Below are 12,485 nucleotides of genomic sequence, written 5' to 3'. Positions count from 1 at the left end.
GCACCTCCGTGGCGAGACTGCTCGCTCGGGGGTGCACTCTCGGCGTGAGGGTGCACTTTCGCGGGTTATGCCGCGGTGGGGATGCGGGGGCGGCGGCGCAGGGCGAACGCGAGGCCGCCGGCGACCACGAGGAACGCGCCGGCCAGCGCGATGCCCCACGGCAGCTCGGCACCGGTGACAGCGAGCGCCCCGGGCCGCACCACGGTGACGCCCACCTGGATGGGGTCCTGTCCGGCGGTCGTGATCACGAGGCGGTGCGCGCCCAGGTCGAACCCGGCCGGGATCTGCACCGCGAACCGGATCGTGCCCGACGCATCCGCCGCCGGGATGTTCGACACCGTGATCGGGGTGGAGAACAGGGTCGCCGCGACCTGCTGACCCGGCGTGAGCCCGGTCAGGGTCACCGGCAGCGACCCGCCCTGCTCGACCCGGCCGCCGTTGCCGAGCACGACCTTCGCCCACGTGCCGCCGATCTGCACACCCGCACCCGGGATGCTGCCGCCCGGGTTCGACGGCACCGGCGGCGCCCCCGCACCCGGCACCGGCTGTCCGACGGTCACGGGCACGGTGACCTCGGTGCCGGCGGCGGCGCTTGTGAGCACCACGTCGGCGACCGCTCCGAGCGCGGCGTCGGCGGGCACCGGAACCGTGACGGTGGCGCTGCCGCCTTGGACCGATGCCGTCCCGATGACCTCGTCACCGAGCCGGACCTCGAGCGACGTCGTCTCCGGCGTGCCGAGGCTCGTGAGGTTGAGGTTCGACACCGCGAAGACCGCACTCGAACCGGGCGCAGCGGTCGTCTGACCGGTGACGCGGACCGCGTGCTTGGCGTAGCTCGCCGCGACCGGCGAGCCAGCCTTCAGGTAGTCGATCCACGCCTGGTAGTCGACGTTGCCCGTGTCGAGGCGGTCGGCCCCGTCACGGAACACCGTGAAGTTGTCGCCTCCGTCCGCGAGGAACGACAGGGTGCCGACCCGGTAGGTCGCGTCGAGGTCGAGCGGCTCGCCGTCGACCGTGACCGATGTGATGCGGTCGCCCTTGGCGCGGGTGTCGTCGTACGTGTAGGTCACGTTCTCCGACAGGCCGAGCTGCAGGTACGGGCGGGAGATGGGTGCGCCGTTGGCATCCGTCGCCGGCTGCCACTGCTGCTCGAGCAGGTCGACGAACTGCGTACCGGTCAGCGACACCAGGGTGGTGGTGTTGTTGAACGGCAGCACCGCGAGCGCCTGCGAGAACGAGATGTCGCCGTCGGCGAGACCCTGCACCGCACCCGCACCGAACTCGGCCTGCGTGTCGTACAGCTCGTTGCGCAGCCCACCGGGGTTGGTGACACCGATCTGGGCGCCGTTCGGCAGATCCGCCATCGAGGAGCGCAGCGCCTCGGCGACGAGGTTGCCGAGGGCCGACTCGTTCGCCCGGTCGTCGCGGTTGCCACCGGTCCAGACGCCGTTGACGAACTTCCCACCCGAGAACGCGGTCGTGATGTCGGTGGACACCTCGCCGACCTTCACATTGCCGACGGCCTTCGCGTCTGCGAGCGCCGTGTCGACGATGCTCTTGACCTCGGCCACACGCGGGTAATCCGCGACCAGGCGGGCGTCATCCGTCGTCGTCCGCGCGACGTTCTCCTCGGAGTGCGCGAGGATGTCACCGCTCTCGGGGTCGATGTCGAGCGTGATCTTGCCGATCCGCTCGCCGTACGATCCGGTCTGCACGACGGGGCGGGTCCGGTCGGTGCCGGGGATCGGAGCCGACCACGCGTACTGCTTGTGCGTGTGTCCGGTGAAGATCGCACCCACGGCGGGCGACGTCTCCTGCACGATCTCGCTGAAGGCGCCGCCTGCGGCGGTCTCCTCCTCGAGCGTCGCGCCGTCGGGCGTGCCCGCGCCGGCGCCGTCGTGGTACAGCGCCACGATCACGTCCGCCTCGCCGTTCGCCGGGTTCCCGTCGGTCAGCTTCGCCGCGACACGGTTCACCGCCTCCACGGGGTCGCCGAAGTCGATCGTCGAGATGCCGCCGGGGGAGACCAGGGATGCTGTCTCACCGGTGACCGCACCGACGAACGCGATGGTCAGACCGTCGACCTCGACCGTGTCGTACTCCGGCAGCACGGGGGTCTGCGTGCCGCGCAGGTAGACGTTCGCGCCCAGGTAGGGGAAGTCCGCCTCGTTCTCCACACGGCCGCTCAGGTCGCTGAAGCCCTTGTCGAACTCGTGGTTGCCCACGGCGGAAGTCTGAAGCTCGAGCGCGTTGAGCACGTTGAGCGTCGGGTTGTCGTTGAAGTACCCCGACGCGAACAGCGACGCACCGATGTTGTCACCCGAGGAGACGAACACCGACTCCCCGGGCGCCTGCGCACGCAGCTGTTCGATCGTGCCGGCGAACTTCACCGTGTTCGCGTCGATCCGACCGTGGAAGTCGTTGATGCCCAGCAGTGTCAGCTGCACGGGCGCCTCCGCGCCGGCCGCGAGACCGACCTTCACCGGGTCGTGGTCGCTGGAGCGATACGGCCCGTCCTGGAAGAAGTCGACGCCGTGATAGCGGTAGCGGCTGTACTCGAGGGCGGGGGACTCGCCGGAATTGATGTTCCAGATGTCGGCGGCCGTCGCGCGCTCCGCCGCGGCCCCGTTCAGCAGCACGTGGTCGAGCGAGCCGACCAGGCCGTCGAACGAGTAGCTCGACTCGCCGGTGCCGAACTGCTTCTCGGCGTCGACGTACCCCTCGTCGTACAGCGCGAGCATAGGGCTCTCCTGCGCGTACGAGTTGAAGTCGCCCACGAGCACGACGGACTCGACATCACCCTTGGCCGTCTCGACCCAGGATGCGAGGGCCTTCGCCTGCTCGGTGCGCGCGACGTTCCACGCGCCCTGGCCGTTGTCGACGTTCGGACCCGACGCGGGCGCCGAACCCTTCGACTTGAAGTGGTTCACGACGAAGAAGAACGCCTCGCCGCCGGCGGCCGGCTCGAAGACCTGGCCGATCGGCTCACGGGCGTTGTCGAACGTCTGACCCGAGCCGGACAGCGTGCCGAGCGCGCGGGACGGCCCGACCGGCTTCGCCAGCGCGGGCTGGTAGATGATCGCGTTGGTGATGACGTCCTGCTGCGAGGCGGCGGGGAGCTCCGTCGACGACGGGACGACCGCCCACTTCGTCGTGCCCGCCGCCGCGTTCAGCGCAGCCACGAGCGTGGTCGTCGCCTCGTCGGGGCTCTCGCCGAGCTTCGCCGAGTTCTCGATCTCCATGAGCCCGACGACCGATGCGTCGAGGGCGTTGATCGCAGAGACGATCTTGGACTGCTGGCGCGCGAGGTCCTGCGCGTCCCACGCGCCGCGGACGTCGCATCCGCCCGACACGGAGTTCTTCTCGCCGTTGCGGATGGGCTCGTACCACTCGCACCCCGGGACGCTGTCGCCGAGCGTGGTGAAGTAGTTCAGCACGTTGAACGATGCGACGCTCAGGTCGCCGCCCACGCGGGCCGGGGCGGCCGTGCGGGGGTTCGAGAAGGTGACGCCGTCGTTCTTGCCGGTGCCGTCGCCGATCACCGGGGACGTCGGCTGCAGGCGCCACTTGTCGAAGCCGTACGCGGCGATGACGGGCTTGTCGAACGTGACGGGCCCGCCCACGACCAGCGGCTCGCTCAGCGAAATGTAGGGCGGGGTGAGCCCGGCGTTCGCGCCGGCGCGGTCGAGGAAGTTCGTCGACGCGCCGTCGTCGAGCAGCACGCCGCGCGCGGCGTTGTCCGTGGCGACGGCGTCCGCTTCGGCGCTGCCGTAGGGCGCCACGTCGGTGGGCTGGCGGAGGGGCGAGGTCCCGACCGCGAGTCCGACCTCGCCGTACCCGTTGGTGTCGTACGTGTCGGTCACCGTCATCGGACCCTGCGGCTGCAGGAGCATCGACTCGAGCGACTCGCGCTCCGCCTCGTCCGACGGCCACACGACCTTGGCGGGCTGCGGCGCGGTCTGGGTCGCGATCACGGTGGCGCCCCCCGCGGCGACCGTGAGCTGGGTCTGGCCGAAGTACTCGTCGGCGACGCCCGTGACGCGCACCGTGTCGCCGAGCGCGACTGCGCCGACCGTGGCGGCGGAGTACACGAAGATTGCGTCCGAGGCCTTGTGCGTGGCGAAGTCGATGGCACCGCCGGTGCCGGCGGTCTGGATGACGTAGCCGTTGAGCCCGCCGGTGGCGTAGCGCGCCGTGACGACGCCCTCCGTGGTCACGGTCTGGCCCTTGAGCGGCGTCTCAGCGCCTGGTCCCTGGATCTGCGCGATCGGCGTGACGGCGCCGGGGGTCTGCGAGCCGGACGGCGACGGCGACGGCGACGTGCTCGGTGAAGGCGACGTGCTCGGAGAGGTCGAGGGCTCCGGGTCGGGCGTGGTGCCGTCGGACGTCGACTTCTGCGGCGTCGGGGCGCCGGCGGTGAAGTCGGCCGTGTTGTCGGCGGTGTTCTTGTGCTCGCTGTCGCGAGACACGCTGGTCGTGGCCGAGGTGGCCGGGGCCGCGGCTGTGCCTGCGTAGTCGCTCGCGGGGCCGTATCCCACGAAATCGACGACCGAGGCGGCGGCGTTGGCGTTCCCCGTGGCTCCGGTGAGAAGAGTCGTCGAGTTCACCAGCGCCACCTTGCCGGTCGTGCCCGACAGGTTGGGGCCCGAACCCGACGCGTCGGGCGCGACGGGGAGCGGCAGGCCGTTCGCGCCGCCCGCGAGCTGCACGAGCCACGTCGAACCGGCGGGAATCGAACCGGACAGGTCGAACTTGGCCCACGAGTCGCCGCCCGAGCTGGCGTACTGCAGGCTCCAGCCGTCGATGCTCTGGGCGGTGGCGGAGGCGTTGTACAGCTCGACGAAGTCGTTCGTGTAGGTGGCGCCGTTGTTGCCACCTCCGCCGTAGACCTCGTTGATCAGCACGGGCGAGCCGGTGCTCACCGCCGCGTGCGCGGGGAGGACGACGCCCGCGCCGCTGAGCGCGAGTGCGGCGGCGCCGATCGCTGCGACGAGCGCGCGGTGGCGGGCCGGAACGGACGGGGAGGAGGGTGCGGTGGGCACGGTCACAGAGTCGTCTCCTGGTGCGTGGGCGCGACGGATGACGCCCCGGCAGCGGGGCGCGCGAAGGTCGGGGGGACCTGCTCCGATCATGACCCATGGCGCGGACTTCCGGGTATCGCCTGTGTAAACACGAGGTGTCCGCTGCATCCGACCCCGGCCGTCCGGTCGTCGGGCGCCCCCGTAGAATCGACGGGACATGTCACCGCGCGCCCTGAAGCCCCTCGAGCCGAGTGCGACCCCGCCCGAGCTGATCCGCAACTTCTGCATCATCGCTCACATCGACCACGGCAAGTCGACGCTGGCCGATCGCATGCTGCAGATCACCGGCGTCGTCGCCGACCGCGACATGCGCGCGCAGTACCTCGACCGCATGGACATCGAGCGCGAGCGCGGCATCACGATCAAGAGCCAGGCCGTGCGCATGCCGTGGGCCCTTCGACAGGCTCAGGGATCCGAGCAGACGTTCGCGCTGAACATGATCGACACGCCCGGTCACGTCGACTTCACATATGAGGTGAGCCGGTCGCTCGCCGCGTGCGAGGGCGCGATCCTCCTCGTCGACGCCGCACAGGGCATCGAGGCGCAGACCCTCGCGAACCTGTACCTCGCACTCGAGAACGACCTGCACATCATCCCGGTGCTCAACAAGATCGACCTGCCCGCGGCCGACCCGGAGAAGTACGCGGCCGAGCTCGCGGGGCTCATCGGCGGGCGCCCGGAGGACGTGCTGCGCGTGAGCGGCAAGACCGGGCAGGGCGTCGAGGAGCTCCTCGACCGCATCGTCGGCGAGATCCCCGCGCCCGTCGGCGACGCGGATGCGCCGGCTCGCGCGATGATCTTCGACTCCGTGTACGACGCCTACCGCGGGGTCGTGACGTACGTCCGGATGGTCGACGGGCAGCTGCAGCCGCGCGAGCGCATCCAGATGATGTCGACGAAGGCCACGCACGATCTGCTCGAGATCGGGGTCTCCAGCCCCGAGCCGGTGCCCACGCACGGGCTCGGCGTCGGCGAGGTCGGCTACCTCATCACGGGCGTCAAGGACGTGCGCCAGTCGAAGGTCGGCGACACGATCACGAACGCGCGCAAACCCGCCGCCGAGGCGCTCGCCGGGTACACCGACCCCAAGCCGATGGTGTTCTCGGGCATCTACCCGATCGACGGCAGCGACTACGCGGAGCTGCGCGAGGCGCTGGACAAGCTCAAGCTCTCGGATGCGTCGCTCCAGTACGAGCCCGAGACCTCGGTCGCGCTCGGCTTCGGCTTCCGTGCGGGCTTCCTCGGTCTGCTGCATCTGGAGATCATCACGGAGCGGCTCTCGCGGGAGTTCGGGCTCGACCTCATCACGACCGCGCCCTCGGTCACCTACGAGGTGACCACCGACACCGGCGAGACCGTGACCGTCACGAACCCGAGCGAATACCCCGACGGCCGTGTCGCGGAGGTCGCCGAGCCGGTCGTAAAGGTCGGCATCCTGCTGCCGAAGGACTACGTCGGCACGGTCATGGAGCTGTGCCAGTCGCGCCGCGGCACGCTCCTCGGCATGGACTACCTCAGCGAGGACCGCGTCGAGCTGCGGTACAACATGCCGCTCGGCGAGATCGTGTTCGACTTCTTCGACCAGCTGAAGTCCAAGACCCAGGGCTACGCGAGCCTCGACTACGAGCCCGCGGGATCGCAGACGGCCGACCTCGTGAAGGTCGACATCCTGCTGCAGGGCGAGAAGGTCGACGCGTTCAGCTCGATCGTCCACCGCGAGAAGGCCTACGCGTACGGGACGATGATGACCGAGCGCTTGCGCAAGCTCATCCCGCGCCAGCAGTTCGAGGTGCCGATCCAGGCCGCCATCGGCGCGCGGATCATCGCGCGTGAGAACATCCGCGCCATCCGCAAGGACGTGCTCGCGAAGTGCTACGGCGGCGACATCACGCGCAAGCGCAAGCTGCTGGAGAAGCAGAAGGAGGGCAAGAAGCGCATGAAGATGGTCGGGCGCGTCGAGGTCCCTCAGGAGGCGTTCATCGCGGCCCTCTCCGGCGACGTCGAGACGAAGAAGTAAACCCGGAAGAGGCGACGTAGGCTGGAGGTCATGCGCCGCGGGACCTTTCGAGACGAGACGGTCGACTACGCCGCCGTCGGCGGCACGCAGGCTCCCGACCTGATGCAGTACCCGCCGGAGCGCTCGCTGCCGGCCGAGGAGAGCTGGCGGATCGGGTCGGGGGAGGAACGGTTCACGACCGCCTCGCAGTCGCTGCTGGCCTGGGCCGCGCAGCGCGAGGGCGGGCTCGCGATCAGCGACGTGCGCCCCGCGCCCGGGCCGATGTACTCGGGCGTCGGCTTCGACGCCGACGGCACCCCGATCGCCCCCAGCCGGCTCGAATCCGACCAGCGCTTCGACGCCGACGGCACGCCGTTCGTCGCGCCCGGGACGACCGTGCGCGTGCGCGGCCGCGTCGGCGGGCTCCGCGCCGACGGCGAGCTGCGCGTCATCTCGGTGATCGAGGAGCCCCGTCGCACCGGCTACACGCTCGGCACGGTGTCGGACTCGGTGGTCAGCGGCGAAGAGCTCTTCGTGCTGGAGTGGCGCGAGAACGACGAGGTGTGGTTCACCGTGCGCGCCTTCGACCGCCCGGTGGCCGTGCTGTACCGCATGTTCCGCGGCCTCGTGCGCCGCCGGCGCCGAGAGCTGTTCCAGCGGTACCTGCAGGCGATCTCGCCGCTGTACGCGACGCGGCGCTGATGGGCGCCGCGCTCCCGCTCGGCGACCCGGCCCCCGACGACGGGCTCCTGCCCGCCGACCTCCGCATCGATCCGTCCGCCGATTTCGGCGTCTACCTGCACGTGCCCTTCTGCCGCGTGCGGTGCGGCTACTGCGACTTCAACACCTACACCGCGTCGGAGCTGCGGGGTGCACGGCAGGACCAGTACGCCGACACGCTGCTGCGGGAGATCGACCTGTCCGCCGGCGTGCTCGCCGCCGCCGGCGGCCTCCGACCGGCGTCGACGGTGTTCTTCGGCGGCGGCACGCCGACACTGCTGCCACCGGGCGACCTCGCGCGCATGCTCGACGGCGTCCGCCGTGCGTTCGGACTCCTCGACGGCGCCGAGATCACCGTCGAGGCCAATCCCGACACGGTCACGCCCCGCGTCGCCGACGAGCTCGCCGCCGCCGGCATCACGCGGATGTCGGTCGGCATGCAGTCGACGCAGGCGCACGTCCTCGCCGCGCTCGACCGCACCCACGACCCCGACAACGTGCGCACGGCGGTGGCCGCGGCGCGGGCGGCAGGGCTCGACGTGAGCGTCGACCTCATCTACGGCACGCCGGGGGAGTCGCTCGCCGACTGGCGTGCGTCGCTCGAGGAGGCGATCGCGCTCGAACCCGATCACCTGTCGGCCTACGCGCTCATCGTCGAGGACGGAACGAAGCTCGCGCGGCAGATCCGCCGCGGTGAGCTCGCCGAGCCCGACGACGACCTCGAAGCCGACATGTACGAGCTCGCCGACGACCTGCTCTCGGCCGCCGGCCTGGAGTGGTACGAGGTGTCGAACTGGGCGCGCGGTCCGAAGCACCGCTCGCGGCACAACCTCGCCTACTGGCGCGGCGCGGACTGGTGGGGCTACGGGCCCGGCGCGCACAGCCACGTCGCCGGGCTGCGCTGGTGGAACGTGCGTCATCCCGCGGCGTACGCGGCCCGGCTGGGCGCGGGGTCGTCGCCCGCCGCCGGCCGCGAGCGCCCCGACGATGAGGCGCGGCGTCTGGAGAGCGTGCTCCTGGGCAGCCGCATCCGCGAGGGCATCGCGGTCGCCGATCTGCTCGGCGAGGGCCGGCAGGCGGTGGCGGGGCTCGTCGCCGACGGGCTCGTCGAGGGGCGCGACGCCGTCCGTGGCCGCGTCGTCCTCACGCGCCGCGGGCGGCTGCTGGCGGATGCCGTCGTGCGCGCCCTCACGCGGTGAGCCGGTCCGGCGCCGCACACCGCCCGTCCGCTAGAATTGGCACTCGGATGGAGTGAGTGCCAGCGATTGCGGGAGGGGTGCCATGGTCACGGAACGCGGACTCCAGGTGCTGCGCGCGATCGTGCAGGACTACGTCGACACGCGTGAGCCGGTCGGCAGCAAGGCGATCGTCGAGCGACACGCCTTCGGGGTGTCGGCGGCGACCATCCGCAACGACATGGCGCAGCTCGAGGACGAGGAGCTGATCGCGGCGCCCCACACGTCGTCGGGGCGCGTCCCGACCGACAAGGGCTACCGCGTCTTCGTCGATCACCTCGCAGAGCTCCGTCCGCTCTCCAGTGCGCAGCGCGCGGCCATCGCGTCCTTCCTCGACGACTCGGGCGACCTCGACGACCTCCTCGGCCGCACGGTGCGGGCGCTCACGCGACTGACGGGTCAGGTCGCGATGGTGCAGTACCCGTCGTTCGCGGCCGCTCACGTCACCCACGTCGAGCTCGTGAGCCTCGGCGGCGGGCGCATGCTCGTCGTGGTCGTGACCGACACCGGCCGTGTCACGCAGCGCATCGCGTTCGCGCGCGAGGAGCCGGGCGACGACGAGCTCGTGCAGCTGCGCGCGCGCGTCGGCGCGCTCGTGGTCGGACACTCGGTCCGCGGCGCCGCCGAGCGGCTCGGCGCCCTCCTCGCGAACGCCCCCGCGCCCGCCGGCGGACTCGACGCCCTCGCCGATCCCATCCTGCGCGTGCTCGCCGAGGAGCTCGAGGAGTTCCGTCAGGACCGGCTCGTCATGGCCGGGGCGGCGACGCTCGCCCGGCGCGAGGCCGACTTCCGCGGCAGCATCTACCCGCTCCTGGAGGCGATCGAGGAGCAGGTGACGCTGCTGAAGCTGATGAGCGAGATGGTCGCCGACGCGCAGGGCCTGTCGGTCTCGATCGGCCGCGAGAACGAGCCGTTCGGGCTGCCCGAGGCCTCCGTGCTCGCGAGCGACTACGACGCACCGGCCAGCGGCGCGCGCATCGGGCTGCTCGGCCCCACGCGCATGGACTACCCCACCAATCTCGCGGCGGTCCGCGCCGTCGCGCACTATCTGACCCGGCTGCTGGAAGACGACGAGAGCGCCCGGTGAGGCGCCGCCGGCATCAGGACGATCCCGCTGCGGCGGGCAGGAAGGCGATCAGTGGCTGATCACTACGAGGTCTTGGGCGTCGCGCGCGACGCCTCGGCCGACGACATCAAGCGGGCCTACCGACGGCTCGCGCGCGAGCTGCACCCCGACGTCAATCCGGGCGCGGATGCGGCGGAGCGGTTCAAGCTCGTCACCCACGCGTACGACGTGCTCAGCGACCCCGACCAGCGTCGTCGCTACGACATGGGCGGCGACCAGAGCCCGTTCGGCGGCGCGGGCGGGGCTGCCGGGTTCGGCGGCTTCAGCGACATCTTCGAGACCTTCTTCGGCGGCGGTGCGGGCGGCCCGCGCGGCGGTCGTCCGCGGTCGCGGCGGGAGCGGGGCCAGGACGCCCTCGTGCGCGTCGACCTCGAACTGGGCGACGTCGTCTTCGGCACGCACCGCGACCTCGAGGTCGACACGGCCGTGCTGTGCGAGACGTGCCAGGGGTCGTGCTGCCAGCCGGGCACGTCCGAGGTCACGTGCGACATCTGCCACGGCACCGGCAACATCCAGCGCACCGTCCGGAGCCTCCTCGGCAACGTCGTCACGACGCAGCCGTGCGCGACGTGCCAGGGCCACGGCACGACGATCCCGTACCCCTGTGCGACGTGCCAGGGGCAGGGGCGCGTGCGCGCGCGCCGCACCGTGTCGGTGGACATCCCGGCCGGCGTCGAGACGGGGCTGCGCCTGCAGCTCCCCGGCTCCGGCGAGGTCGGCCCCGCCGGCGGACCGAACGGAGACCTGTACCTGGAGATCACCGTCGCGCCGCACGAGATCTTCAGCCGCGACGGCGACGACCTGCTCGCGACGCTCGAGGTGTCGATGCCCGACGCGATCCTCGGCACGTCGGCCACCATCCAGGCGCTCGACGGCGGCGTCGAGCTCGAGGTGCGGCCCGGCGTGCAGTCCGGCGACGTCCTGACGATCAAGGGGCGCGGCATCACGCCACTGCGCGGCTCGCAGCGCGGCGACCTCCGCGTCGGCGTGCACGTGGTCACCCCCACGCGCCTCGATCACAAGGAGCGCGCCCTCATCGAGGAGTTCGCCAAGCGCACGAAGGCACCCGCGCCGCAGCTCGCCCAGTTCCACCAGGGGCTGTTCGCGAAGCTGCGCGACCGCTTCCGGAACGCGTAGCCGTGGCGCTGCACTTCCTGAGCGCCGATGCGACGGATGCGGCGCCCGGCGACGAGATCGTGCTGACCGGCGCCGAGGCGCATCACGCGGCGCAGGTCCGGCGCCTGCGTTCGGGCGAGGCGGTGACGGTCGGCGACGGCAGCGGCGTGTGGCTGGACGGCGAGGTCGCCGACGTCGACGCCAAGCGCGTCGGCGTCCGGATCACGGCGCGGCGGGACGTGCCCGCCCCCTCGCCGCGGCTCGTGCTCGTGCAGGCCCTCGCGAAGGGCGATCGGGACGAGCTCGCGATCCAGGCCGCCACCGAGCTCGGCGTCGACGCGGTCGTGCCGTGGCAGGCCGAGCGCAGCGTGTCGCGCTGGGACCACAAGGTCGACAAGGGGCTCGCGCGCTGGCGCACGATCGTCCGCGAGGCGGCGAAGCAGGCTCATCGCGCGTGGGTGCCCGAGGTGGCGGCGCCGGCGAGCACCGACGACCTCGCCGGCCTCGCCGAGGGTGGGCGGATGCTGCTTCTCGACCCGCGCGCCGAGCAGCGGCTGTCCCGGATCTCGCTCGACGACGGTCGCGACGTCCATCTCGTCGTCGGCCCGGAGGGCGGCATCTCCGACGCCGAGATCCAGCGGCTCGCGCGGGCCGGCGCCGAACCCGTGCGCCTGGGCGAGACGGTGCTGCGTACCTCCACCGCCGGTGCGGCCGCGCTCTCGGTCGCGAGCACGCTCCTGCATCGCTGGTGAGGGCGGCCGCGTGACGGGCGCTCCGGCCTCGGTGACACGGGGCGTCGATAGACTGGCGCCATGAGCGAAGCGTCCATCTTCTCGCGCATCCTCGTGGGCGACGTGCCCGCGGAGATCCTCGCCGAGACCGACCACGTCTTCGCGATCCGCGACATCGCGCCGCAGGCGCCCGTGCACCTCCTGGTGATCCCGAAGACGACCGAGTACCGCGACGTCGTGGAGCTCGCCGCCGCCGACCCCGCGCTCCTCGCGGAGATGGTCGGCCTCGCCGCGCGTCTGGCCGGCGAGCACGCCGACGGCGACTTCCGTCTGGTCTTCAACACCGGCGCCGGTGCCGGGCAGACCGTGTTCCACGTCCACGCGCACGTCCTCGCCGGCGGACTGCAGGAGGAGACGACGGGTGCCTGACGACCGCGAGCCCGAAGGCACCGGAACCACCGTCGACCGCGTCTACGCCGA

At 71.7% G+C, this 12,485-nt stretch carries 8 protein-coding genes; 7 read left to right on the top strand and 1 reads right to left on the bottom strand.

Annotation, left to right across the window (positions count from 1 at the left end; genetic code table 11):
* Nucleotides 1-65: 65 nt before the first annotated feature.
* Nucleotides 66-5,042 carry an ExeM/NucH family extracellular endonuclease gene (locus EI169_RS08900; RefSeq protein WP_240640378.1) on the bottom strand — a complete coding sequence of 1,659 codons (4,977 nt, stop codon included), beginning with the start codon at nt 5,040-5,042 and terminating at the stop codon, nt 66-68.
* 196 nt (nt 5,043-5,238) lie between these two features.
* Between EI169_RS08900 and lepA the strand changes: the two genes are divergently transcribed.
* The 7 genes from lepA to EI169_RS08865 all read left to right on the top strand — a co-directional run bounded on the left by lepA (nt 5,239) and on the right by EI169_RS08865 (nt 12,434).
* Nucleotides 5,239-7,098, top strand: a complete 1,860-nt coding sequence (gene lepA, locus EI169_RS08895) for a translation elongation factor 4 (protein WP_125132006.1) — start codon at nt 5,239-5,241, stop codon at nt 7,096-7,098.
* Between the two features lie 30 nt (nt 7,099-7,128).
* Nucleotides 7,129-7,779 (top strand): DUF1990 family protein, encoded by a 651-nt coding sequence (locus EI169_RS08890; protein ID WP_125132005.1) that lies wholly within the window; start codon nt 7,129-7,131, stop codon nt 7,777-7,779.
* Nucleotides 7,779-8,996, top strand: coding sequence for a radical SAM family heme chaperone HemW (gene hemW, locus EI169_RS08885; RefSeq protein ID WP_125132004.1), 1,218 nt, complete (start codon nt 7,779-7,781; stop codon nt 8,994-8,996). The genes EI169_RS08890 and hemW overlap by 1 nt, the downstream gene beginning before the upstream one ends.
* Before the next feature lie 82 nt (nt 8,997-9,078).
* Nucleotides 9,079-10,119, top strand: coding sequence for a heat-inducible transcriptional repressor HrcA (hrcA, locus tag EI169_RS08880; RefSeq protein WP_125132003.1), 1,041 nt, complete (start codon nt 9,079-9,081; stop codon nt 10,117-10,119).
* A gap of 51 nt (nt 10,120-10,170) precedes the next feature.
* On the top strand, nt 10,171-11,295 hold the full coding sequence (gene dnaJ / locus EI169_RS08875) for a molecular chaperone DnaJ (protein WP_125132002.1): 1,125 nt from the start codon (nt 10,171-10,173) through the stop codon (nt 11,293-11,295).
* 2 nt (nt 11,296-11,297) lie between these two features.
* Nucleotides 11,298-12,026 (top strand): 16S rRNA (uracil(1498)-N(3))-methyltransferase, encoded by a 729-nt coding sequence (locus EI169_RS08870; RefSeq protein ID WP_125132001.1) that lies wholly within the window; start codon nt 11,298-11,300, stop codon nt 12,024-12,026.
* A 60-nt stretch (nt 12,027-12,086) separates the two neighbouring features.
* Entirely contained in the window at nt 12,087-12,434 is a 348-nt protein-coding gene (locus EI169_RS08865) for an HIT domain-containing protein (RefSeq protein ID WP_125132000.1), read from the top strand.
* The last annotated feature ends 51 nt before the right edge of the window (nt 12,435-12,485 follow it).

Origin of the sequence: Microbacterium sp. 10M-3C3 (genome assembly GCF_003931875.1) — a bacterium.
Lineage (GTDB): Bacteria > Actinomycetota > Actinomycetes > Actinomycetales > Microbacteriaceae > Microbacterium.
This window is presented reverse-complemented; position numbering and strand designations above follow the sequence as displayed.

Coding starts and splice junctions, on each gene's coding strand:
- hemW (WP_125132004.1), top strand. CDS start 7,779: ATGGGCGCCGCGCTCCCGCTCGGCGACCCGGCCCCCGACGACGGGCTC.
- hrcA (WP_125132003.1), top strand. CDS start 9,079: ATGGTCACGGAACGCGGACTCCAGGTGCTGCGCGCGATCGTGCAGGAC.
- EI169_RS08865 (WP_125132000.1), top strand. CDS start 12,087: ATGAGCGAAGCGTCCATCTTCTCGCGCATCCTCGTGGGCGACGTGCCC.
- lepA (WP_125132006.1), top strand. CDS start 5,239: ATGTCACCGCGCGCCCTGAAGCCCCTCGAGCCGAGTGCGACCCCGCCC.
- EI169_RS08890 (WP_125132005.1), top strand. CDS start 7,129: ATGCGCCGCGGGACCTTTCGAGACGAGACGGTCGACTACGCCGCCGTC.